This window comes from Streptomyces sp. NPDC002209 (genome assembly GCF_042890265.1).
GTDB lineage: Bacteria > Actinomycetota > Actinomycetes > Streptomycetales > Streptomycetaceae > Streptomyces.
Genome location: NZ_JBIARX010000019.1, coordinates 70,387 through 91,249, shown reverse-complemented (window position 1 = coordinate 91,249; position 20,863 = coordinate 70,387). Strand labels below are relative to the sequence as shown.

The following is a 20,863-nucleotide window of genomic DNA, read 5'->3' as shown; positions in this document are numbered from 1 at the left end:
GTCGACGGCGATCGTGCCGGTGGGGTCAACCGGGGCTCGTGGTCGACCCCACCAATGATCATCGACGTGTGACGACTGCGCATCGATACGGCGGGGCTCAGGGGGCCGGGTGTCGTGGGGCGCTGGCCACCCCGGACTCCCGCCCGCTGAGCTCGGCGTCCAGCGTTTCCTGGGCGATGCGCATCGACTCCGCGTACTTCGGCTGGGACATCCGCTGCCAGGCCCGGTCCGGTGCGATGTCCTCGACCCGGCTCGTCACCCACCAGATGTTGCCGAACGGGTCGCGCACCCTGCCGCCCCGGTCGCCCCACGCGCTGTCAATGGCCTCGGTGACGACCGTTGCCCCGTGCGCCACGGCCGCGGCCATCGCCGCGTCCGCGTCGGGGACGTAGAGGCGCAGCAGCGCGGGCATCACGGGCCAGTCGGGCCGCCGGTCGAAGGCCAGGACGACCGTGTCGCCGACGCGGATCTCGCCGTGTCCGATGGTGCCGTCCTCGAGCGGTACCCGAGCGAGCTCTTCGCCGTCGAACGCCGCGGTGATGAAGTCGAGCAGCGCACCGGTGTCGTCGGTGACGACCCACGGTGCGACGCTGGTGTAGCCCTCGGGCGCGGTGTGCTTCATCGGTACGTCCTGTCTGCCGGTTCCTGCTGACGTGACGACAGTAGGGCCTGAGTAGGTCAGGTTTCGTCCTAGTTCGTGGGTGGTGTCAGCCCACGTCTGGCTTTCCCTGCCGTACGGCATCGTGGGCGGCCAGTGCGGCGCGCAGCGTCAGCGCATCGGCGCCGCGGGCAGCGTCCAGACCGGTGAACTCGGTCGCCTTGCGCAGGCGGTAGTCGACCGTGTTCGGGTGGACCTGGAGCCGGGCGGCGGCCCGGCGGCGGTCAAGGCTGCACGCGAGGAAGACGCGTAACGTGACGAGCAGCTCCGGTCGCGCATCGAGCGGGTCGAGCAGCGCGGCGAGCCCGTCCCTGGCCGGGCTCGGGCGGCTGAGCTGGTACTCGAGCAGCACGTCGTCGAGCAGGTACAGCCCGGGCGCCCGGCCGGACGCCTCCGCCACCTCCCGTACCTCGCCGGCCAGCCGGGCGGCCTCGGCAACGCCTTCCGGTGCCGCGGCCGCCGCCGCAGCCAGCACCTCGGCGCCGCACATCCGGCCGAGCTGTTCGACCAGCAGGGCGAGCCGGTCCCGGCCCGTACGGCCGAAGTCGGCGGCCGGCGTCCCGTACGGGATCAGCACCAGCCCGCCGTCGCCGGACAGCACGGACAGCGGGACGCCCCTGGTCTGGCGCTGCAGTTCGTTGCGCAGCCGCCGGAGTTTGCGGCGCGCTGCGACCGAATGGTTCATACCGGGCACCAGCTCGTCCGGGTGCGGTCCCACGGTGATGCTCAGCACCAGGTAGCAGGGCGGCAGACGGATGCCCGCGCGGTCGGCCGCGACCTGCGGGCTGCCGCCCTCCAGCAGCCGGGACAGCAGCGACTGCAGGGCGACCTGCTGGTCGCTGAGCGCCGTCTGCCGCTCCTGTACGTACCCGGCTGCGACCTCGCAGCTCACCAGTCGCAGGTACGCGAGCAGTTGGCGCTGGACCAGCAGCACGTCGCCCAGGTCACCCGGTTCGGCCGCCGAGAAGACCTGGGCGGCGCACTCCTCCGCACCCAGGTGATAGGCACCGACCACCGCCTCCAGCGGCACGCCCTCGTCGGCGCGCCGGGCCGAGGACTCGCGGATCGCCGCCGCCTCGGCCTGCCCCGGCAGTTCGCCGGTGCGCAGGACCGCGGCGAAGCTCCGGATGCCGCGGGTCACCTGCTTGGCGATGTCACCGCCGAGGTGTTCCGCCGACAACGTTCCGTAGACCGGCAGCCGCTCGACGAGCCGGACCATCACCGCACGTTCCAGCGCCCCGGCGGCGTCCTGAAGCCGCTTGTGGACCGGCACGCCGCCGAACTGCGGCACCGATTCCCGTCCCACCGCGTTGGATCCGGTCACAATCCACCTCGCACATCTCTGTTCCCCACCCCGGAGACGCGGCCGCTTACCGGCCCCATGATGTTTCCGGGACATCACCTACTGGTTGGTAACACGACTGGCCGGTGGATGGCCAGATGTGGCGGACCCCGGCCGCATCGATCACCGCAATCCCCTGCCGGGGGCCGCCCGCCCCGGCCTGACGTGCCGATGCAAGCGACCTCGTGCCGGAGCGTCAGCCCCCACCCAGGAATCGAGGAACGCATGTCCAAGGCAGCCGTTCGCCTCATCGCCGTCGCTGTCGCCACCGCGGCCATGACCGCCGCGCCGGCGGCCACCGCCGCCCCGTCCGCGCCCGCAGCAGCGACGACCACGACGAGCGACCCGTTCTACGCCTATGGCGGCAGCGAACCCCTGTCCGCGTTCGCGCCGGGCACCGTGCTGAACACCCGCACCCTGCAGTACCACGTCGTCGGCATCTCCACCCCCCTGAAGGCAGTCCAACTGCTCTACCGCACCACCGACGCCCAGGGCCGCCCGGCCGCGAACGTGACCACGGTGGTGCGCAGCCCGACGGGTGACCGCAGCAAGGCGGTGTCCTACCAGTCGTTCTACGATTCGCTCAGCCCGGAGGACGGGCCGTCCCGGGCGATCGCCGGCAACGTCTCCTTGGGCGGCATCATCCCGAACGTCGAGGCCGTCTTCCTGGCGCCGCTGCTGACGCAGGGCTACGACGTCGTCATCCCGGACACCGAAGGACAGCAGGCGCACTTCGCTGCGGGACCCGAGTACGGGACGAACACCCTGGACTCGATCCGCGCCGCGACCAAGTCGGCCCAGACCGGACTGAATTCCGACACCGCATTCGGCCTCATGGGCTACTCCGGCGGTTCCGTCGCAACCAACTGGGCCGCCGCGCTCGCGCCGAGCTACGCGCCGGACGTCCAGCGCAAGCTGGTCGGCTACGCCGAGGGCGGCCTGCTCGTGGACCCGGCACACAACCTGAAGTACGTGGACGGCTCGTTGGTGTGGTCGGGCGTCATCCCCATGGCGGTCATCGGGGTCTCCCGCTCCTACGGCATCGACCTCAAGTCCTATCTCAACGGCTACGGCCTGGAGGTGTACGAGGAGCTGGAGCACGGCTCCATCATCGACGCCATCGGTCACTACCCGGGGCTGACCTGGAAGAAGATGGCGAAGTCGCAGTACGCCGACCCCAACTCGATCCCCGCGTTCGTGGAGGCGATGAACAAGCTCAACCTCGGCTCGGCCGCCACCCCCGCCATCCCCGGATTCATCGCCCAGGGCAACGCGGGCGTCCTGGAAGGGACCTTCGGCAACCACCCGGGAATCGGCATTGGCGACGGCGTCATGGTCTCCGGTGACGTGCGGTCGCTCGCCCGGCAGTACTGCGCCACCGGCAACTCCGCCGTCAAGTACAGCCAGTACGAGCTGTTCAGCCACACGGGCGCGTCCGTGGCCTGGGCGCCTGCCGCGCTGGGCTGGCTGGGTGACCGCTTCGCCGGCAGGCCGGCCCCGTCCGACTGCGGCCGCATCCCCACGGGAAATTCACTGGCGCCGGAGGAGCCGGCGTCGCTGTCCTGACGCCGCGCGAGGTCCTGCCGCGCCGAATCCGCGCGGCAGGACCTCGCCCGGGTGCCGCACGCGCCGGACCGTCAGGTCATGAGCAGCAGTCGTGTGTTCGACACCAGCTTCCGGTTGACGCTGGTGCTCTGAACGAAGATCGTGAAGTCGTCGTTGTGGTCCGGCTTGACGCGCACTTCCGTGTCGGGCAGGCCGAGCAGCGCCCGGGCCTCCGGTCCCGTGTAGACGCGGTCCGTCTTCTTCTCCAGCACCGCGATCTGCTTTCGCGCCTGGATCTTCTCCGACTTGCTCAGCTGGTAGTAGGCGCAGCCGGTACGGTACGTGTGCCCGCACTCGATGACCCAGTCCCGGATCGCCGCTTCGCGGGCCACGGGAATCAGCTGGTACTGCGACAGGTCCACCGGGGTGAGACCGGCTTCCTTGATGCGGTCTTTGTTCACTGCCTCTGCACCCGTGGAGAACACCGCTCGCGAGCCCCGGATGCCCTTGGCGCGGCCCACCATGAATTTCTCGGTGGCCTCCCGGATGACCTGCCCGGCCTCCTCCAGACCCTGCGTGCTCGTGGCGTCCCAGATGGCGATGTTGTCCTTCGGGAAGCCGCACTGCATGGCCTCGCGCTTGCCCATCTGGTCCGGTACGAGGACGGCCAGGGTCCAGTTGTCCTCCTGCGTTTCGATCATCGTGGCCATTGCCCGCACCAGTGCACGCGGGTCCCGGGCAGGGGCGTCGGGGCAGCGATGACTCGCGTTCTCCTGGCCGTCGGTCAGTACGAACGTCAGGAAGCTGTGGTCGCCGTACAGTTGGGCCGTCTGCGCCAGCTCCCGCTGTGACTTCAGCGTGGCCGCCAGCAGAGCCGTCATTCCACCGACGCGGTACAGCTGCTTCAGGGACGGCATGCGCAGCACGTCCTTGTCGTAGATGACGCACTCCACCTTGTCCGAGAAGACGTACACGGTGACGCGGGTTTCCTGGTCCAGTTCCTGCGATCGGCGGGCCAGGTAGGCAATCTGCTGGTCGGCGACTTCGACGACCTTGCGACTCAGCTGTGACATGGACGAACTGGCATCCAGCACGAGAGCAACGTGGTTGATGTAGTTCTGGTTTCCGGACATGGCCGCTCCCCCTGTTTCCGACTTGATGCTTCGATCCTCCCACCCACCACTGACAATCGATCTTGGGCTCCGGGCGCCGTCGACCACCGACGATCGGCGATCGACGGGCCCGACGCGGGCCGCGACGAGACGGCTCGGAGGGTCCGAGGCCCCCGTGGCCGGATCGGCGCTCTGACGCGGACGGACCGGGCTGTGTTGAGCTGTCTCCCGGCATCTGACGGACCAGCACCCACACCGGGTGCGTCCTCGTCGTGCCGCCGCACGGTCCTTCTGCACCCGGGAACCTGGAGGGAACATGCCCCGCATCGCCCGATCGGCCGCGGTCGCCGTGGTCACCGCCGTGGCCTTCGCCACCGCCCTGACCGGAACCGCCGGTGCCGACGCCATCAGCGCCGATGCCGCCCCGGCCCAAGCCGCCCCCCGGCCCGTCCACTGGACCGCACAGCCGCAGGGCGTGACGGCCGCCGCACCTCAGCGACTGCTGAACCAGCCCGTGCGGATCACCAACGACTTCGCCAAACGCCCCACGACCCAGTGCCTGGACGTGGACGCGAACGGCGGCGGCAACGGCACGGTCGTCCAGATCTGGCAGTGCAACGGCACCACCCAGCAGCGTTGGTACCTCTGGAACAACGGCGCCCTGGAGAGCTACCGCTTCCCCGGCAAGTGCCTGGACGCAGACCTCAACGGCGGCGGCCGCAACGGCACCAAGGTGCAGATCTGGGACTGCAACAACAGCCCGCAGCAGAGCTGGTCCCACCCGTCGGGCGACCGCGCCCTCTACAACGCCCGCTTCTACAGCGGCGGGAACATCGTCATGGACCGCGATGCGAACGTCCTCGGCAACGGTGCCCGCATCCAACTGTGGCAGAAGAACTTCCAGTCGCAGCAGTGGTGGGACGTCTGGACGGACTGACGGACGGGCCACTGGACCGGCCGGCGACAACGGAGAACTGATCCTCGTCGCCGGCCGGTCCGGCGTGGTGCTCGGGGTCCGCCGCGATCCGGATCATCTGCCGCCGAGCTGGCCGCCGCCGGAAGATTCCCAACGGGTCCATCTCCGGATCCTGGTGGCGGCGGACTCCCTCGACGAAGCCGAGCGCGAGGCCGTGGCCCTCGGGGCACGCCCCGTGGCGGCGGAGGAGGACGGCACCCGGCCGGACAGCCGCACGACGCTGCGCCGGTACACCGACCCGGCGGCGACGGCCCGAGGCCGTACGACCTCCTCGGGTCCAACCCCCACCGCATCAGCCGTACATGACCGTCACTTCGCGGAAGCCCGATGTGCTGCGCGGCGAGCTTCTGTACGGCCTGCTCACCGGCCGGGTTGTCGGAGAACAGATCGCCGATCCGGTCCAGCAGGCCCCGCTCGCCCAGTGCGCCCAGGTCGACGTAGCCGCTGACCGTGCCGGCGCCCACGTACAGGGTGTGGGTTCCACGGATGGCATCCGGCAGGAACGCCGCGTCCTTCTCCAGGTCGACGACCACCTGGAAATTGCCGACGGCGATCCGCCCCCACCACGGGCGCCGCGAGCCGCCCGGCCGATCCGAAGAGGATCCCATACTCGCGCGGATACCCGTGGACGCGGCTCCAGCACGAAATCCCTTCCCGCATCGATGAGGGCGAGGTTCTCGGGTACACGCCAGCCGAGGCACTGCGGCAGATTCAACCGCTCCGCAGAATTCCCAACACGAGAATGGGGCAACCATGCTTTTCGCCGGGCTCATCCTCCTCCTCATCGGATTCCTGACCGGAATCTCCATCCTGTGGACCATCGGGGTCATCCTGCTCGTGGTGGGCGCGGTGCTGTGGGTCCTGGGCTCCGTCGGGCACGCGGTCGGCGGCCGCCGCCACTACTGGTAGCCGCTGTGTGGCCCCGCGAATGAAGCAGCGGGAGCGGGGCAGGCGAAGTTCGGGCGGAGAGCGAAGACCGCCCGGCACGACGAACGGAGAAAGGGGAGGGCGGCAGCACGGAATTTCCTTGCAGTCCTCTGTTCACCTGTTTACCGGAGGAGTTGTTTTCGCGTGACTGAGCACGTGTGGAGTTACAAGTCGACCTCGGGCCACCTGGCCGGTACCGATCTGACCGGTTACAAGGTCGAGGCGACCGACGGCGGCATCGGCAAGGTGGACAAGCACTCCGACGAGGTCGGTGACGCCTACCTGGTGGTGGACACCGGGGTCTGGATCTTCGGCAAGGAGGTCCTGATGCCGGCGAGCACCGTCGTCAGCATCGACCCGGAGGAGCGGAAGGTGTTCATCGACCGGACCAAGGGCCAGATCAAGGACGCCCCCGAGTTCCACCGGGACGAGCACCTCGGTGACGCCCGGTACCGAGAGGAACTGGGCACCTACTACGGCACGGGCAGGGGAGGCCCCTTCGGCGCCCCGCTCGCCTGACCGCCTGCGGCCGGTGGGCCCGGACTCGGGGAGTCCGGGCCCGCCGACCGCCGGTTCCACGGCTGCTCCTCCGCTACGTGGGCCGGGGGTGTGCCAGCGCGGCTTCCACATCGGTGTGGACCCGGAACAGCCGGTCCGCACCGGTGATGTGGAACATGCGTGCGACCGGCGGGTGCAGCCCGACCAGTTCGAGGCTGCCACCGGCCTGCCGGATCGCGAGTCGGCCGTGCAACAGCACGTTCAATCCCGTGGAGTCGCAGAAGTCCAGCCGGCTCAGGTCGACCAGCAGCCTCCCGCCGTCCTGCCACGTCGCGTCGAGTGCCTGCCGCAGGGGCTCGGCGGTGTCGTGGTCGAGTTCCCCCGCCGTGACCAGGACCGTTGCCCCGGGGAGGGACTGCGCCTCGACGGTGAAACGCCCTCCGCTCGCCGTGGACATCACGTGCACACCCCCTCTGCCTGGCCGCTCAGATGAACCGCTGAGGTTGTCATGGCGTCTCCCGTCCGGGATTTTCGGGGGTGTACTGCGCCTACCCCGTTGCCCGTCGCCCAAGCCACGGGGCGCACGCGGGTGCAGGCGGCTCAAGGCCCCGGGCGCGCCCGGGTGCGCCGGATCACGGGTCGTCCGGGACGTGGATGTCCAGGACGCAGATGTCGTCGCGGTTGCCCGGGCACAGCGCGGCGAGCGTACGGGCGAGGGCTTCGCCGCGCCCTTCCCGCAGGAGCCGCAGGGTGGTCGCCGCGAGCCGGTCCAGTCCGACGCCGAGGTCCTCGCCCGGTTCCTCCACGAGTCCGTCGGTGTAGAGCAGCAGGTGGTCGCCGGGCATCAGGTCGATGACGGCCTGCCCGTAGGAGCTGTCGAACGTGGCGCCGAGGAGCGTGCCCGGAGGCTGCTCGAGGAAGCTCGCCCGGTCGCCGCGGACCAGCAAGGGGGGCAGGTGACCCGCCCGCACCCAGATCAGGCGCCGGTCCCAGGGCTGGTAACGGGCCATGACCATGGTGGCGCTGGCGCCGCCGGACGGATCCGAAGCGGTATGGAGCAGCAGCGTGTTGAGCCGGCGCAGGACGTCGGGCAGGGGCGAGCCCGTGATCGTCATGCCCTTCGTGGTGAACCGCAGCTGGGCCATGGTTCCGACGGCCGCCAGACCGTGGCCGGCCACGTCCCCGACGACGAACAGGGCACTTCCATCCGGTAGTTCGATGGCGCTGTACCAGTCGCCGCTGACGTTGACTCCCCGGTCTGCGGGTACGTAGGCGACGTCGATGCACAGGCCGGCCAGCTCCAGGGACTGCTCGGGAATCGGCAGCAGGGTCTCCTGGAGACGTGCGGCGAGCGCCCGTTCTGCCTGGAGCATGCCGCGCTGGAGGAGGACGGCGCGCTCGCTCTCGAGCAGCGCGAGTTCGGCGCCGCGCTGCGCGCTGAGGTCCTGGAAGAAGCCGTGCACCTCGACCGGGGTGCCGTCGGCATCCGTCTGGGCCTCGGCGACGATCCGCAGGTGCCGCACGCCGTACTCGGTGGCGATGCGGAACTGCTGGTCGAGGGCCTCCCCGTCGCTCAGCAGCCGCTCGACGGCCGAGCCCAGTCTTGGCACGTCGTCGGGCAAGAGGTGCCGTGGCAGTTCCTCCAGTGTCATCGGCCCGTCCCGGGGATCGCGGTCGAAGATTTCGTAGACCTGATCGGACCAGGTGACGGTGTCCGTCGTCAGGTTCCAGCCCGCCCAGCCGAGGTTGCCCAGCCGCTGCATGTCGGCGAGCCGCCGAGCCTCGCGCTCGCCGGTGTCGTGGCGGATCCATGAGACGACCAGGCGGTCTCCCAGCCTGGATGCCCGGACCGAGTAGACGGACCGCTGCGGGACGCCTGCGATCACCTCTTCGTAGGTGAAGGGCTCTCCCTCGTACCTGGTTCCCGTGGTGAGGGTCTCCAGGTAGCCGTCCCACAGTGAGGTGCCCGCGATGGTCGGGTACGTCTCCAGGATCCGGCGGCCCACGAGTTCCTTGCCGCGCCGCCCGGCCACGTCCACCGACTCGGGCGCCGCCGCGTCGATGCGGTAGTCCTCCACCCGGCCCGCCTCCGAGCGCAGCGGGGTGAGCAGGATCGCGGGTCCGGCCAGCGCGTCCAGCATGCGCTGGACGGACGCCACCTCGATGGCGCCCGGGGTCCCCTCGGCGTCGGCGTGGGCGTCGCGGGGCCGGTCCGCCACCCCCAGCGGGCCCGCGCACAACCGGGCGGCCCGCCGCAGCAGCGCCCGGGTGTCGGGCGCGAAGGGGCCCGGCTCCGTGCGCAGGAAGCCGATGGCGGCCGCCGGGGGCCCGTCGGCGGGTACGGGGAGCCAGGCGCGCGAGGGCCACCGGTCCGGCGGCTCCGCGATGAGCAGGTAGCGGCGGGCGTCCTCGGCCGGGTCCTCCAGCCACAGGGCCCGGCGCCCGGCGATGGCCTCGTGGGCGGCGACGCCGCTGAGCGGGGGGATGTGGTGCCACTGCTCGGCGAGCTCCTCGTCGATGCCGGCGCGACCGGTCAGCTCCAGGCTTCCGGCGGAGGCCAGCGAGTAGATCATGACCGCATCCACGCCGGCGTCCCCGCCGAGCACGGTCCGCAGCAGCTCCGCGACGTCGTCACCCCCGCGGGCCGTCGCCAGGCCGTCGGCGAGCCGGGCCAGGAGCGGGCGCAGCGCCGAGCCGCCCACGAGATGGCGTGGGGCGCCGGAGGCCCGCGCGGCCGGCTCGTTGCCCGCGACGACCGCCGCGGGGGCTGCGGGCGGGTCGGACGGTGCGCGCCCGGGCGGCGGCTGCGAGTGCATCCGCCCCAGGACGATCCAGCACTCCTCCAACAGGGTGCAGCCCCGCTCACCGGCCCGGCCGAGGAGCATCTCGTAGGCCGTGTCGGCGGACACCCCCGCCCGGGCCATCAGCACGCCCTTGGCCCGTTCGACCACGGCCGTGGTCGCGGCGACGCCTTCCAGGTCCACGATCTCCGACCGCAGCCTGGCCACCACCTTGGCGAGCGCCAGCACCTCGGGTGCGGCGCCCTCACCCGCGGCGTCGCCCTTCATGCCTCGAGCATGGCACGGCCGTGCACGGCGCGGCCTCGCAGCACCCGGGTGGACGAGCCCGTACGGGTGTGCAACGCGGCGCCCCGACCCTGGCCGCCGGCCCGCGGGCCGGCCGGCCTCGGCCCCGTCTGCACGGCATTCGGCACGGCATCCCGGACCGCCGGACGCCTGATGCCGGGCGCTCCGGCACGGATTGCGGGACGCCTGACACGGAAGCAGGGTGGGCGGGCGGTATCCCCTCGAGGAAAGGAACAACCCCGTGAGCAAGTCAAAGGCGAAGGCCAAGCAGGTCAAGGGCAAGATCAAGGAGACCGCCGGCAGCGCCATGGACGACAAGGGCATGCAGGCGGAAGGGGCGGCCGAGCGGATGAGCGGCAAGGCCGAGGAGATGACGTCGAAGGCCTCGGACAAGGCGAAGAAGGCCACGGGCAGGTCCTGACCTGCTGCCCGCCCCGGTCTCGTACGGCTTGCGATCCACGCAGAGGGCCCCCGCCGGGCAGTGGCCCGGCGGGGGCCCTGAGGTGCGGCTCAGGTGGCGAGCAACCGGTTGACCAGCGAACGGTAGGCCCGCAGGGCCTGCCTCAGGTCCTCGGTGGCCACCTGCTCCCCGCGGTCCCACTGCTTCTCGAGCCCGCTCCGGTGTTCGGAGAGGGTTCCCGCGAACCTCTGCATGACCTCCGCCACCAAGGCGTCCGCCGACCGGACCGCCTCCCGGGGGTCGTCGACGAACCGGCCCTGGATCTCGCTCCACGTGGTGCGGTACCGCTCGGCCTCCGCTGCGCCCAGCAGCGGTTCCTCCTCGCCCTCGGGTTCGCGACCCGGCTCCGGCTCCTGCTCCTGCCCACCGGCAGGCTGGTCAGCCGCCACCTGCGTCGCGTCGTTCTGACCGCCGGTGGCCTCGCCCGGGTAGACGGCCGCGTCCCGGTCACGGCGCGGCGCCGGACGTGCGAGGTCTTCCGTCGTCAGGACGGGCTCGGACTCCCGTCCCGCCTTCTCCTCGTCGTCACGCATGTCATCGGCTCCTCTGGTCGGAGAGCAGCTCCTCGAACAGGGCGCGGTAGTGCACCATCGCCCCGCGCAGCTCCTCTGTCGTGGCCTCTCCCGCACCGCTGCGCACCTTCACGGCATGGGCGGCCCGGTACTCCTCGAGCGTGCGCCCGTGTTCCACCGACAGGTCGCGCAACTGCCCGTCGTACCCCTCGGTGGGATAGCCGCGCTCACCCATCAGCCGGGTCAGGAGCTCGTCGGCCTGTGTCACGGAACCCTCCGGCCGGTCCACGAACTGCTGCTGCACACGCGTCCACTCGTCCGCGTACTGGTGTCGGCGCTCGGGCGACAGCTCCTTGATGTCGAGCCGGTCGTGCCGCTCTTCCCGGGCGCGCAGATCCCGTTCGGCGGAGCGCTTGTCACCCCGCTCCTCGACGGTGCGGTCGTACTCCGGCCCGAACTGTTCGCGCAGGTGGCGCCGCCGGGCCAGCGTCCACAGCAGCGCCGTGAGCGCGAGCACGACGACCACCGCCACGACGATGACGGCTATCAGCGAATTGGTTGACATCTCCGGCCTCCGTTCCGGGGGCTCTTCCCTCTTCACGCGGCTGCCCCGGCGGACGCAGTGGAAACACGTACGGGCGGCGCCGACCACGGCAGCCGGGTTTGAACTCACCGCCAACGAGCAGGCGCCGAAGCGAGAGAGCGAGAGCGAGAGCAGGCAGATCGAGAGCAGGAGGTACCCGGCATGGCCGCGGACAAGCAGCAGAACCAGGACGTCGTCGCGGTGATCCTCAAGGACCACCGGACGATGGAGGACCTCTTTCGCCGGATGCGCAGTGTGGAGGCGGACCGGGCGGACGCCCTCAAGAAGCTCTCCGCCCTCCTCATCGCGCACGGGGAGGCCGAGGAGTCCGAGGTGTACGGCGCGCTGAAGAGGTTCAAGGACGTCGACAACGAGGAAGTGGAGCACGGCAGCGAGGAGCACGCCGAGGGCAACGAGGCGCTCCTGGCGCTGCTCGAGGTGCCCGAGGTCGGTTCCGACGAGTGGGACGCGCGCCTGGAGGACCTGGTCAAGGCGGTCTCCCACCACCTGGACGAGGAGGAGCGGACGATCCTCAACGGCGCCCGGGAGAACGTGCCGGACGAGCGGAGGGCCGAGCTCGGGGCGGCGTTCCTGCAGGAGCGGCAGCGGCAGCTCGAAGCCGACTGCGGCAGCATCGCGAACGTGCGCGCCGTCGTAGGGGGATGACGGCAACGCGGCGGCGTCGGGGCCTGATCGGGGCTCAGGCGAAGCCGCCGACCCCGCCCTCGACCGCAGACGGCCGGCACCACCGAAGGAGGACGAGATGACGGCTCACGAGAAGTCCCGGGGCCACCCGCGTACCACCCCGTCGGAGGCGGTGGGGGAGAGCGGAGACCGCGAGGCCCGGGAGCAGGCGGAGAACGCCGTGGTACGGCGTTCGGGCAAGGGTGACGCGGATGCCGGGGGTCATGCGGCCAAGCGGCAGCGCCCGGGCATCGGCCGCGAGGAGCAGGCGCGCCCGGACGGCCCGCGACCGTCGGGTGGCGAGGACCCGCGGGGTCAGTCCAGCGGGGCGTAGACGGTGAACAAGGCGCCCTCCGGATCGCTGAGGGCGACCCATCGGCCCGCGCCGGAGGTCTCGACCGCGGACATGATCCTCCCGCCGGCGCCGGTCGCCGCCGCCACGGCGGCTTCCAGCTCGCCGACCCGGAAGTGGACGTGCCAGCGCGGACGGATCTGCGGGTCGGGATCCTCGTCCACCGCACCGCTGCTGATCTGCGCGACGACGTCGTTGCCGTGGCGCAGGACGACGTTTTCCTGCTCGTAGGCCACCACGCAGCACCCGGGGGGTTGCGCGGCCCAGTCCAGGACCTCCCCGTAGAAGATGGCGGCTGCGAAAGCGTCGCGCGTACGGAGTTCCAGCCAGGCGGGGGCGGTGCCGCGGCCCACCCTCCAGCCCCGGATGACCTGGCCCTGCCAGAGTCCGAAGACCGCCCCTGCGGGGTCCGCGGCCAGGGCGGCACGGCCCGTTCCGAAGGACAGCGGGCCCACCGCCACGGTGGCGCCGCGCTCACGGATGCGTGCGGCGGTCACATCGGCGTCGTCGACGGCGAAGTACGGAGTCCAGGCGGCGGGCAGCGACGGGCCCTCGGCGAGAGTCCCGATCCCGGCGACCGGAGCGCCCCCGCGGAACGCGAGGGAGAGCCCCTCGCCGAGCCGGGTCCGGTGGAAGGTCCAGCCCAGCACGGCACCGTAGAACCGTTGCGCGGAGTCGGGGTCCTGGGTCAGCAGGCTCACCCAGCAGGGTGCCCCACGGACCTCATGGCTTGACGTGGACACAGCTTCCAGCCTGCCTCGTTCGCTGATCGCCTGGTACGGGACACCCTCACCGTAGTTCCGTCGGGAGGCCACGGCCCGGCAAGCGGGGCACCCGCGCGCGCCGCAGTCGACGGCGGGCCGGGGCGTCCGGGTGCCGGATCTTCACCGCGCCGCCCGTACGCCGGGTGTCCGTGGACCCGCAGGGCCCCGTCCTCGTCGAGGCGCCGGTCGAGATCTTCCTCGGCGACGGGCCCGTGGACCCCTGCGACAGCCTCAGCCACCGCCTGGAAAGCGACGGTGAGCTCTGGCAGTTGCCCGAGTACGCGGCCCTGCGCTCGCTCTAACACCGCAAGGAGGCGGACCCCCACGCCTGGGTCGTCCCCCGGCTCACCGGTCGTGCCAAGGCCGCGATGGTGGCCATCGAGTACGACGAGTTCTCCACCGCGCGCCGGCCGCGCCGTCACGGAACGCGCAGTGCCAGCACGACGACGTCGTCTCCGGGATCCGGGTCCGCCAGCCTGCTGCTGATCAGGCGGAGCAGATCGGCCAGCGGACGGTCGCCGTGGCGGGCGAACAGGGCGACGAGTCGTGCAACGGAGTCGTCGATGTCCTGGCCACGGCGCTCGATGAGCCCGTCGGTGTAGAGCAAGACCGTGGAGCCCGGAGGAAGGCCACGCCGGTGCTCGGTGCGGCGGAACGGCCCGAGCGCCGGGTGGAGGAGGATGTCGTGCTCCGCCAGGGCGGTCACCCGGCCGTCGGGGGTACGGAGCAGTGGTGCCGGGTGGCCGGCGTTGGACCAGGTCAGCGTCCAGCCGGGACCGCCGTCGGCGAGGTCGAGGCGGGCATGGACCATGGTGCCGCCGGTCTCGATGGGCAGGACCGAGCACGCTGCATCGAGGGCGTTCAGAGCTGTGGCGGGGCTGTACGGGGGGTGGTCGAGGGTGGCCTGTCGCAGCATGCTGCGGATCTGGCCCATCACGGTGGCGGCGTGCATGTCGTGGCCGGTGATGTCGCCCACCGTGACCATCAGTGCGGCGGGCTCGCCGGATGAGGCGGGCGGCAGGTGGTAGGCGTCGTACCAGTCCCCGCCGATCATGTCGCCGTCCGCGGACGGCTGGTACAGGGCGCTGATCTCCATGCCGTTGGCTACGGGAAGATCGGTGAGCAGCGCCTCCTGGAGCTGGCGGGCGACGGAAATCCGCTCGTCCAGGTACAGGGCGCGCTCCACCGCCTGCGCGATGTAACCGGAGGCGGCGGTGAGCGTGGCACGCTCGGTGACGCCCACCTCGTGCCGCTTGGCCCAGCAGATCGCGAGGACGCCCAGCAGGGCGTGGCTGCCCCAGAGCGGCAGGCACAGCACGGTGGTGAAGCCCATGCGGTCGGCGAAGCCGACCGCCCCGGGGCTGTAGTCGGCGACGAGCGCCTCGCGGTCGGGTACGAAGATCGGCCGCCGTTCCCGCATGGCCCGGGTGCTCGGGAACGCCGCGTCCACCGACAGGGTGAGGACCTCCCGTTCCGCCGAGTGGGCGACGTCCGGGTCGGGAATCCGGTGCAGTTCGTCCTTGTCGGCGACCAGCAGGCCGACGTACGAGGGCTTGCCGGCGCCGCCGAACAGGTCCCGCAGCCGTCGCCGGACGTCCTCCAGCCCGGACGTCTGGGCCAGCTCCTCCGACGCCCTGAGCAGCAGCTCGGCATGGTCCAGCCCGGCCTGGGCTTCCTGCTCCAGGCGCTGTGCGTCGCTCCGGGCGCGCTCGGCGGCGGCCCGCGCGGTCTCCAGTACCTTCTGCGCGGACCGGCTCTGCGCCGACAGGATGCGCAGGCACAGCTCGGCGGAGCAGGCGGCAGCCAGATCCTCGAGGTCGGACAGCTCGCCGTCACCCCAGGTACGGGGCTCGCGGTCGAGGGCGCACAGGGAGCCCAGGACGAGCCCGTCGGCGTCGGTCAGCGGCATTCCGGCATACGCGACGAGCCCGAGGTCCGCGATGGACGGGGTGGTACGGAACCGCTCGTCGGCGCGGGTGTCGGGCACGACGAGGGGCTGCCCGGAGGCCACCACGTAGCGGCAGAGCGAATGCGACGGCGGCAGCGCCCGCCTCTGCTCCCAGGGCTCCGGCAGGCCGATCAGCCCGGGCAGGATCTGCCGGTCGTCCTCGACCAGGGAAACGAAGGCCACCGGCACGCGGAGCAGTCGTGAAACCAGCCGGGCGAACCGGTCCATCCCGGCATCGGAAGCCGCCGAGAGACCGGCCAGCCTCATGGCCCGGCGCTGTGCGCTGCCCGGGTCCGCTCCGGATTCCCGGCCCTGCTCCGGCATCTGCCCTCCGGTCCCACGGTCCCGAAGTCCTCAACGGAATCGTAGGACAGGGAGGATCGTACCGCCGGTCATCTGCCGAACGGGCCGCCGAGATCACTCCGGCGGTCGATCGGCAGGGGAGCAACCCGGCCCCTACGGAAGGCGTCCCGCGCGCAGCGAGGCCGTGTGCTCGCGGACCTGCTCGGGCGTCAGGTACGCATCGGTGTGCTCGAACTCCCGCGAGGACGACGGCCTCCAGGCCTGGAACCCCGTCCGGACGAAGTTCGTCGCCCGCCACCGCGGTGAGGATCCAGTTCGTCAGTACCCTCGTCCTCGCCACATCGGTGCGCAGCGCCGCCCAGTGGTACGCCCGCGCCACCGCCTGCGCGGGCAGGCCGTGCAGCTCGATGCCGAGCGGCTTGGAGACGGCGTCACGTCCGCCCAGGTCCACCACCAGTCCCGGGTCCTGGTGCCGGTACGGCAGGAGCGGCTGGTGGCGCAAGGCGGCAATGGGGTTGTCGGCTGCCCTGCGCCCCTGCCGCTGGGCGTGCTGCGCGGTGGGCGGGCAAACCGCCCCTTCCCCGCCCGCGGCGAGGTCGGGCACCGCTGCCGCGTCGCCGAGCGCGAGGACTCCCGGAAGGCCGGTCGATGAGGGGACTGGCGGTCACCCCTGCGGTCCAGATCGGAGTGCGGCTGCGCAGGACGCGGCCGTCGGTCAGCGTCACCTCGTCCGGCCCGGCCTTGGAGACGGAGACGCCGAGCGACACCTCGACCTGCGCATCTGCCCCGGAGCGGGCATTCCTATCGGTGCCGGGCCAGGGTGTGGACCAGGACGAGGAGGGCGAAGGCGATGACCGCCAGGTGGAACCAGGCGGGGCCGGGCGTCGGGGCCAGGGCCAGGGAGCCGAGCGGATTCGAGGTCATACCGCGCGCCTGCCCGCGTGTGCCGCGATCACGCGCCCGTACGGGGATGCAGGTGCGGGGCGGCCGGTCCGTGCGACCGCGTCGAGGTTCAGGACGGACCCGGCCGGATCACCGGCCCGTGGACCTGCCCGAGGTCAGCCGGGACGCCTCGATCTCCGCCCAGACGGCCTTGCCGTTCTCGTGGGTGGCGGTGCCCCACCGATCGGAGAGGCGCTCCACTATGTACAGGCCGTGGCCGCCCGGGAGGCCCCGTTGCGGGGAGGGGTGGCGGCGGGGGAGCGTCGTCGTGCCGTCGAAGACCTCGATCCGCAGGACCTCACCGGCCGTGAGCGCGAGTTCGATGCAACCACCCGCGTGCAGCGACGCGTTGGTCAGCAGTTCGGACACCAGGAGCAGGGCGTCCTCGGCGGTCGCGTTCCCGTCCCAGCCCCAGTCCTGCAAGGCCCGGCGCGTGAAGTCGCGGCCCTTGGCCACGTGGCCGCGGACGCCGGACAGGGCGAGCCGGCGGCGCTGCCCGGCAACGGAGAGCCCGGTACGCAGTGGATCGCCGGTCTCCGGTCCGATGGTTTCCACTGTGGACTCTCACCCCCGCCGTTGATGCTGGTCTCTGTTCGCGGGCACCGTTGCGGTCCCGCCGGCCTCTTCACGGTCGGTGTCCTGCACCTTCCGTACGCTCTCCCGGGACCCGGGACAACGCGCGTGCCCGCGACAGTCTAGGGGAGCTCCGGCTTCAAAGGGTGGCCATGTGCAGTCTCAGAGTGAGCCCACTGGACGAGGCGCGGATCTCGACCAGATCGCACAGCTGATGGATCATCCACAGACCGCGGCCGCCGTTGGCCGACGCCAGGGAGGGCCGGCGACGCCCCGCCAGCGGGTCGGCCAGGTGACCGCCGTCGCGGATGTCGGCCACGATCCCGGCGCCGGTGCTCCACAGCCGGAGCGCCCCCCTCCCGCCCCCGTGGGACAGGGAGTTGGCGGCGGCCTCGCTGACCGCGAGGATCAGATCGCCGCGCCGCGCCGCGCTCAGGGCCGTGCCCCGGGCCCAGGCCTCTGTGTGGTCGCGCACCTCGCCCAGGTCCCCGTGGGCGTACTCGAGCCAGGGCGCACCGCCGTCGGGTTCGGGCAGGGGGTGATCGCAGTCGGCGCAGACCGACGGGGCGTCCGCGTAGTCCGGGCTGAGCAGGTCCTTGCCCTTCTCGATCAAGGTGGGATGTGTACGCCGGGCATCGGACACCACCGAGGCCGGCAGGCCCAGGACGTCGTAGGGGCACAGGACGGTGGCCCGCCGCCCCGCGAAGGCGGTGTTGATCAGGGCCTCGTGGCGCGTGGCCTCGAGCACCTCGGCCTCCGAGCGGCCGGGCCAGATCGGCTCGCCCACGATCCGGGCCGGGCGGCCCGCGTGCCGGTCGGCGAAATCCTGCAAGGCGGCCAGGATCCGGCCGGGGTTGCGGCCCAACTGCGTCATGTCCGTCCAGGTGACCTCGGCCGTGCCGGCGCCGAAGCTCTCGCGCAGAGCGCTCAGCCGTGGGCCGGGTACGGCCACGAGCACCGGCTCGTCGGCCGCGAGGGCGGCACGTACGAACCCTCCCACCCCTGCCAGGTACTCCTCCTGCCCCTGGTAGAAGAGGGCGGGGTGGACGAAGGCCCCGGGGGCTGCGGGCGCAGGAAGGTTGATCATGCTGCGACCTCCAGCGCGGCACATTCGTCCGGGAACAGTTCCACTACCTTGCGGAGCGAGTACGGCGGGTGGTGGAGCAGCAGGCGGCGCCCCTGCCCGGTCACGGTGGCGGCGGCCTGCAACAGCGCGGCGACCGCCGCCGTGTCGAGGAAGGCCACGGCGGAGAGATCGAGATGGACGACCGGGCCGGGGATCCGGGTGACGACGCCGAGCGCCGCGCGGAGGATCGGCCGTGTGTCGAGGTCGCAGCTGCCGCTCAGCAGGGCGCCGGGGCGGTCGCGCAGCGGCCGGGCGGTCAGCGTCGGCGCCGCATCCGGGCTCGTCCCTGTGGTCGCACACCGCACGACCGCGTCCGCCCACACCACGTCGTCGTAGAGCGCGTGGGCACCGTCGGGCGGGACGGACCGGTCGTGCCGGCCGGGGGAGGGCATGCCGGCTGCCTACGCCGGGAGCATTCCGGCACGCAGCCGGGTCAGGGTCCGCGACAGCAGACGCGAGACCTGCATCTGTGTGATGCCGAGTTCGGCGCCGATCTCCGCCTGGGTCTTCTCCTGGCCGAAGCGCAGTTGCAGGATCAGCCGGTCGCGGTCGTCCAGCTGCTCCAGCAGGGGTGCGAGGGTGTGGAACTCCTCGAAGAGTTCCATGGCGGGGTCGAGTTCACCGAGCTGGTCCGCCAGCGGCCGAGTCGTCCGGCTCGTCGTCGACGGCTCGTCGCCTTCGGCGGCGGCGGTGTCCAGGGAGCCGCTCGTGTAGCCGTTCGCGGCGACCAGCCCGTCGATGACCTGTTCCTCGGTGAGTTCGAGGTGCTGGGCGACCTCCTTGACCGTCGGTGCCCGGCCCAGGACCTCGGTCAGCGCCTCCCGGGCCTTGGCGAGCTCCGTACGCAGTTCCTGGAGTCGGCGGGGGACGTGGACGGCCCAGGTGGTGTCGCGGAAGTACCGCTTGATCTCACCGGTGATGTAGGGGAGGGCGAGGGTGGAGAACTCGACCCCGCGCTCCGGGTCGTAGCGGTCGATGGCCTTGATGAGGCCGATGGTCCCCACCTGGATGATGTCGTCCATGTCCAGACTGCCGCCCAGCGCGCGGGTGCGGAAACGCCGCGCCGCGAACTGCACGAGGGAGAGGTTCATCTCGATCAGCGTGTTGCGGGCGTACTGGTACTCGCGCGTGCCCTCTTCCAAGGAGCGGAGCCTCGCGAAGAAGACCTTCGAGAGTTCGCGTGCGTCGGCGGGCGCCATCTCGCGGGCGTTCTCCACGTGGAACAGGTCCACGTCCTGCGAGGGGGCTCCCACGACGCCGACCGGAGCGGGCGTGATCTGCGCGTCTGTTGCAGGCATGGGGCTTACGGCGGTGGCCGAGCGAGACATGGTGGCCGTTCCCTCCCGATTGACTGACGGCTGCCTGGGCGCTCCTGCCCGGACTTCGCGGTCTTACACAGGACCTTGTCGCATCTCTCGGATCCGCCTCCCGGCCGGGGAGGCGGTCTCGGCCACCTGTGCGCGTGCCGCGGTCTCGGCGTCCCCCGTACGGTCGGTGAGCAGGCATACTCCCTTGCGGAGGCCGTACTGGCGACGACACGGGGAGGCGGACATGACCGGAGCACGGGACGCGTACCACGAAGGCGTGGTCGGCGAGAGCTACCCGGCCGGGGCCGGGTGGGTGGTGGCCGCGCAAGGGGAACTCGACCAGGACACGCTGGCCCCGCTCGAGGAGGCGCTCGTCTCTGCAGCGGATCAGCACCGGCTGGTGGTGCTGGACGCTGGCTCCGTCACCTTCGGCGACTCGTCGTTCCTGAACCTGCTGCTGCGGCTGCACCACCTCACCACGCTGCGGATCGCCGCCCCCTGCGAGCAGCTGCGCCGTTTGTTCGCCCTGACCGGCGCCGATACGGTCCTCTCCCTGTACCCGACCGTCGAGGACGCCCTCGGCGAGTCGTGACCGGCACGGCTCGGCGCGGAGCGGCTCGGCCCGGGCGGTCGTCAGCCGGCGTGGGGGCCGGGTCCGCCGCGGGGGCGGAAGCAGGCCGTGATCGCCTTGCCGCCGTGGCATGAGTGGACGTTCCAGGAGTCGGCCAGTGTGGTGACGATGCCCAGCCCCCGGCCGGACGTGGCGCCGGCATCGGCCTCGGCATCGCTCTCCCGCGGGCTGGGCAGGCGGGGATCGGAGTCGGCGACGCTCACATGGAGGCACACACCGTCCCACGTGAGGACGAGATGAGCCGTGCCGGCCGCGTGCAGGTGGGCGTTCGTGACGAGCTCGGAGACGCTGAGGAGCACCGAATGCACCGTGTCCGCAGCCCAGTTGTTCCACGGCAGCGACGCCAGGTGCACGGCGGTCCACTGCCGTGCCGCCCGCACCCCCCTCGAAATCGGAAACGAACGTGCCCAGCCCACTGCCTTGACCGCCAATGCCCTCACCCCACTTCGTCCGATGTGTTGTTCGTCACCGGTTCGTCTACCCGCCGCTTTCGCAAACACCCCGCGGCTTGCGCACCACTGTGCGGAATCGCTG

General features: G+C 71.5%; 23 protein-coding genes and 4 pseudogenes. 10 read left to right on the top strand and 17 right to left on the bottom strand.

Going from position 1 to position 20,863, the window contains the following annotated elements; all coding sequences use genetic code 11:
- Positions 1 to 97: 97 nt before the first annotated feature.
- Positions 98 to 622, bottom strand: a complete 525-nt coding sequence (locus tag ACFYXK_RS28430; RefSeq protein ID WP_389413689.1) for a VOC family protein — start codon at positions 620 to 622, stop codon at positions 98 to 100.
- An 85-nt stretch (positions 623 to 707) separates the two neighbouring features.
- Positions 708 to 1,982: a PucR family transcriptional regulator gene (locus ACFYXK_RS28425; RefSeq protein WP_389413688.1), complete on the bottom strand. Its 1,275-nt coding sequence runs from the start codon at positions 1,980 to 1,982 to the stop codon at positions 708 to 710.
- A gap of 243 nt (positions 1,983 to 2,225) precedes the next feature.
- Between ACFYXK_RS28425 and ACFYXK_RS28420 the strand changes: the two genes are divergently transcribed.
- Positions 2,226 to 3,566 (top strand): lipase family protein, encoded by a 1,341-nt coding sequence (locus ACFYXK_RS28420; protein WP_389413687.1) that lies wholly within the window; start codon positions 2,226 to 2,228, stop codon positions 3,564 to 3,566.
- Positions 3,567 to 3,637: 71 nt separating this feature from the next.
- Here the strand turns inward: ACFYXK_RS28420 and ACFYXK_RS28415 are convergent, their stop codons facing one another.
- The gene (locus tag ACFYXK_RS28415; protein ID WP_266671714.1) at positions 3,638 to 4,678 is read right to left on the bottom strand and encodes a vWA domain-containing protein; all 1,041 of its coding nucleotides are present in this window, start codon (positions 4,676 to 4,678) and stop codon (positions 3,638 to 3,640) included.
- A 295-nt stretch (positions 4,679 to 4,973) separates the two neighbouring features.
- On the opposite strand from ACFYXK_RS28415, the gene ACFYXK_RS28410 reads away from it, so the two are divergent.
- A complete protein-coding gene (locus ACFYXK_RS28410) occupies positions 4,974 to 5,594 on the top strand; it encodes an RICIN domain-containing protein (protein ID WP_389413686.1) in 621 nt (206 codons plus the stop codon).
- Positions 5,506 to 5,862 (top strand): annotated as a pseudogene (locus ACFYXK_RS28405) (VOC family protein); the annotation flags it as partial. The gene ACFYXK_RS28410 and the pseudogene ACFYXK_RS28405, both read left to right, overlap by 89 nt.
- 94 nt (positions 5,863 to 5,956) lie before the next feature.
- Here the strand turns inward: ACFYXK_RS28405 and ACFYXK_RS28400 are convergent.
- Positions 5,957 to 6,184: pseudogene (locus ACFYXK_RS28400) on the bottom strand (DUF4230 domain-containing protein); the annotation flags it as partial.
- Between the two features lie 202 nt (positions 6,185 to 6,386).
- Here ACFYXK_RS28400 and ACFYXK_RS28395 point away from each other — a divergent pair.
- Both ACFYXK_RS28395 and ACFYXK_RS28390 read left to right on the top strand, forming a co-directional pair.
- Positions 6,387 to 6,542 carry a DUF6131 family protein gene (locus ACFYXK_RS28395; protein ID WP_383517336.1) on the top strand — a complete coding sequence of 52 codons (156 nt, stop codon included), beginning with the start codon at positions 6,387 to 6,389 and terminating at the stop codon, positions 6,540 to 6,542.
- Positions 6,543 to 6,704: 162 nt separating this feature from the next.
- Positions 6,705 to 7,079: a PRC-barrel domain containing protein gene (locus tag ACFYXK_RS28390; RefSeq protein ID WP_389413685.1), complete on the top strand. Its 375-nt coding sequence runs from the start codon at positions 6,705 to 6,707 to the stop codon at positions 7,077 to 7,079.
- Between the two features lie 73 nt (positions 7,080 to 7,152).
- Here the strand turns inward: ACFYXK_RS28390 and ACFYXK_RS28385 are convergent, their stop codons facing one another.
- On the bottom strand, positions 7,153 to 7,515 hold the full coding sequence (locus ACFYXK_RS28385) for an STAS domain-containing protein (protein WP_389413684.1): 363 nt from the start codon (positions 7,513 to 7,515) through the stop codon (positions 7,153 to 7,155).
- Between the two features lie 175 nt (positions 7,516 to 7,690).
- Positions 7,691 to 10,126, bottom strand: a complete 2,436-nt coding sequence (locus tag ACFYXK_RS28380; protein WP_389413683.1) for a SpoIIE family protein phosphatase — start codon at positions 10,124 to 10,126, stop codon at positions 7,691 to 7,693.
- A 259-nt stretch (positions 10,127 to 10,385) separates the two neighbouring features.
- Here ACFYXK_RS28380 and ACFYXK_RS28375 point away from each other — a divergent pair, with 259 nt between their 5' ends.
- Positions 10,386 to 10,565, top strand: coding sequence for a CsbD family protein (locus ACFYXK_RS28375; RefSeq protein ID WP_389413682.1), 180 nt, complete (start codon positions 10,386 to 10,388; stop codon positions 10,563 to 10,565).
- Between the two features lie 89 nt (positions 10,566 to 10,654).
- Here ACFYXK_RS28375 and ACFYXK_RS28370 read toward each other — a convergent pair whose 3' ends face one another.
- A complete protein-coding gene (locus tag ACFYXK_RS28370; RefSeq protein WP_389413681.1) occupies positions 10,655 to 11,137 on the bottom strand; it encodes a hypothetical protein in 483 nt (160 codons plus the stop codon).
- 1 nt (position 11,138) lies between these two features.
- On the bottom strand, positions 11,139 to 11,681 hold the full coding sequence (locus tag ACFYXK_RS28365; protein WP_389413680.1) for a hypothetical protein: 543 nt from the start codon (positions 11,679 to 11,681) through the stop codon (positions 11,139 to 11,141).
- A gap of 180 nt (positions 11,682 to 11,861) precedes the next feature.
- On the opposite strand from ACFYXK_RS28365, the gene ACFYXK_RS28360 reads away from it, so the two are divergent.
- Together ACFYXK_RS28360 and ACFYXK_RS28355 are read left to right on the top strand one after the other, a co-directional pair.
- Complete coding sequence (locus tag ACFYXK_RS28360; protein ID WP_389413679.1) at positions 11,862 to 12,365, top strand: hemerythrin domain-containing protein; 504 nt, start codon at positions 11,862 to 11,864, stop codon at positions 12,363 to 12,365.
- A gap of 97 nt (positions 12,366 to 12,462) precedes the next feature.
- A complete protein-coding gene (locus tag ACFYXK_RS28355; RefSeq protein WP_389413678.1) occupies positions 12,463 to 12,717 on the top strand; it encodes a hypothetical protein in 255 nt (84 codons plus the stop codon).
- On the opposite strand, the gene ACFYXK_RS28350 is transcribed toward ACFYXK_RS28355, so the two are convergent.
- On the bottom strand, positions 12,699 to 13,427 hold the full coding sequence (locus ACFYXK_RS28350) for a VOC family protein (protein WP_389413710.1): 729 nt from the start codon (positions 13,425 to 13,427) through the stop codon (positions 12,699 to 12,701). The two genes, ACFYXK_RS28355 and ACFYXK_RS28350, sit on opposite strands and share 19 nt — an antisense overlap.
- Before the next feature lie 281 nt (positions 13,428 to 13,708).
- Here ACFYXK_RS28350 and ACFYXK_RS28345 point away from each other — a divergent pair.
- Positions 13,709 to 13,921: pseudogene (locus tag ACFYXK_RS28345) on the top strand (iron-containing redox enzyme family protein); the annotation flags it as partial.
- Here ACFYXK_RS28345 and ACFYXK_RS28340 read toward each other — a convergent pair.
- From ACFYXK_RS28340 to ACFYXK_RS28310, 7 genes and pseudogenes are all read right to left on the bottom strand, one after another.
- Positions 13,918 to 15,771: a SpoIIE family protein phosphatase gene (locus ACFYXK_RS28340; RefSeq protein WP_389413677.1), complete on the bottom strand. Its 1,854-nt coding sequence runs from the start codon at positions 15,769 to 15,771 to the stop codon at positions 13,918 to 13,920. The pseudogene ACFYXK_RS28345 and the gene ACFYXK_RS28340 overlap by 4 nt on opposite strands.
- Positions 15,772 to 15,903: 132 nt before the next feature.
- A pseudogene (locus tag ACFYXK_RS28335) lies at positions 15,904 to 16,523 on the bottom strand (NAD(P)/FAD-dependent oxidoreductase); the annotation flags it as partial.
- 28 nt (positions 16,524 to 16,551) lie between these two features.
- Positions 16,552 to 16,674: a hypothetical protein gene (locus ACFYXK_RS28330; protein WP_389413676.1), complete on the bottom strand. Its 123-nt coding sequence runs from the start codon at positions 16,672 to 16,674 to the stop codon at positions 16,552 to 16,554.
- A 108-nt stretch (positions 16,675 to 16,782) separates the two neighbouring features.
- Positions 16,783 to 17,247: an ATP-binding protein gene (locus ACFYXK_RS28325; protein ID WP_389413675.1), complete on the bottom strand. Its 465-nt coding sequence runs from the start codon at positions 17,245 to 17,247 to the stop codon at positions 16,783 to 16,785.
- Between the two features lie 157 nt (positions 17,248 to 17,404).
- Positions 17,405 to 18,352 (bottom strand): anti-sigma factor RsbA family regulatory protein, encoded by a 948-nt coding sequence (locus tag ACFYXK_RS28320; RefSeq protein WP_389413674.1) that lies wholly within the window; start codon positions 18,350 to 18,352, stop codon positions 17,405 to 17,407.
- Positions 18,349 to 18,783, bottom strand: a complete 435-nt coding sequence (locus ACFYXK_RS28315) for an STAS domain-containing protein (RefSeq protein WP_389413673.1) — start codon at positions 18,781 to 18,783, stop codon at positions 18,349 to 18,351. The genes ACFYXK_RS28320 and ACFYXK_RS28315 overlap by 4 nt, the downstream gene beginning before the upstream one ends.
- Positions 18,784 to 18,792: 9 nt before the next feature.
- Positions 18,793 to 19,719, bottom strand: coding sequence for a SigB/SigF/SigG family RNA polymerase sigma factor (locus tag ACFYXK_RS28310; RefSeq protein ID WP_389413672.1), 927 nt, complete (start codon positions 19,717 to 19,719; stop codon positions 18,793 to 18,795).
- Between the two features lie 223 nt (positions 19,720 to 19,942).
- Here ACFYXK_RS28310 and ACFYXK_RS28305 point away from each other — a divergent pair, with 223 nt between their 5' ends.
- Positions 19,943 to 20,290, top strand: a complete 348-nt coding sequence (locus ACFYXK_RS28305; protein ID WP_389413671.1) for an STAS domain-containing protein — start codon at positions 19,943 to 19,945, stop codon at positions 20,288 to 20,290.
- Between the two features lie 41 nt (positions 20,291 to 20,331).
- Here the strand turns inward: ACFYXK_RS28305 and ACFYXK_RS28300 are convergent, their stop codons facing one another.
- Positions 20,332 to 20,709 carry an ATP-binding protein gene (locus ACFYXK_RS28300; protein WP_389413670.1) on the bottom strand — a complete coding sequence of 126 codons (378 nt, stop codon included), beginning with the start codon at positions 20,707 to 20,709 and terminating at the stop codon, positions 20,332 to 20,334.
- Positions 20,710 to 20,863: the final 154 nt, after the last annotated feature.

Bases quoted from the DNA above. Each gene is read 5' to 3' on its own strand.
- ACFYXK_RS28430 (WP_389413689.1), bottom strand. From the start codon at position 622: ATGAAGCACACCGCGCCCGAGGGCTACACCAGCGTCGCACCGTGGGTC.
- ACFYXK_RS28420 (WP_389413687.1), top strand. From the start codon at position 2,226: ATGTCCAAGGCAGCCGTTCGCCTCATCGCCGTCGCTGTCGCCACCGCG.
- ACFYXK_RS28415 (WP_266671714.1), bottom strand. From the start codon at position 4,678: ATGTCCGGAAACCAGAACTACATCAACCACGTTGCTCTCGTGCTGGAT.
- ACFYXK_RS28410 (WP_389413686.1), top strand. From the start codon at position 4,974: ATGCCCCGCATCGCCCGATCGGCCGCGGTCGCCGTGGTCACCGCCGTG.
- ACFYXK_RS28395 (WP_383517336.1), top strand. From the start codon at position 6,387: ATGCTTTTCGCCGGGCTCATCCTCCTCCTCATCGGATTCCTGACCGGA.
- ACFYXK_RS28385 (WP_389413684.1), bottom strand. From the start codon at position 7,515: ATGTCCACGGCGAGCGGAGGGCGTTTCACCGTCGAGGCGCAGTCCCTC.
- ACFYXK_RS28380 (WP_389413683.1), bottom strand. From the start codon at position 10,126: ATGAAGGGCGACGCCGCGGGTGAGGGCGCCGCACCCGAGGTGCTGGCG.
- ACFYXK_RS28370 (WP_389413681.1), bottom strand. From the start codon at position 11,137: ATGCGTGACGACGAGGAGAAGGCGGGACGGGAGTCCGAGCCCGTCCTG.
- ACFYXK_RS28365 (WP_389413680.1), bottom strand. From the start codon at position 11,681: ATGTCAACCAATTCGCTGATAGCCGTCATCGTCGTGGCGGTGGTCGTC.
- ACFYXK_RS28360 (WP_389413679.1), top strand. From the start codon at position 11,862: ATGGCCGCGGACAAGCAGCAGAACCAGGACGTCGTCGCGGTGATCCTC.
- ACFYXK_RS28355 (WP_389413678.1), top strand. From the start codon at position 12,463: ATGACGGCTCACGAGAAGTCCCGGGGCCACCCGCGTACCACCCCGTCG.
- ACFYXK_RS28340 (WP_389413677.1), bottom strand. From the start codon at position 15,771: ATGCCGGAGCAGGGCCGGGAATCCGGAGCGGACCCGGGCAGCGCACAG.
- ACFYXK_RS28330 (WP_389413676.1), bottom strand. From the start codon at position 16,674: ATGACCTCGAATCCGCTCGGCTCCCTGGCCCTGGCCCCGACGCCCGGC.
- ACFYXK_RS28320 (WP_389413674.1), bottom strand. From the start codon at position 18,352: ATGATCAACCTTCCTGCGCCCGCAGCCCCCGGGGCCTTCGTCCACCCC.
- ACFYXK_RS28315 (WP_389413673.1), bottom strand. From the start codon at position 18,783: ATGCCCTCCCCCGGCCGGCACGACCGGTCCGTCCCGCCCGACGGTGCC.
- ACFYXK_RS28310 (WP_389413672.1), bottom strand. From the start codon at position 19,719: ATGTCTCGCTCGGCCACCGCCGTAAGCCCCATGCCTGCAACAGACGCG.
- ACFYXK_RS28305 (WP_389413671.1), top strand. From the start codon at position 19,943: ATGACCGGAGCACGGGACGCGTACCACGAAGGCGTGGTCGGCGAGAGC.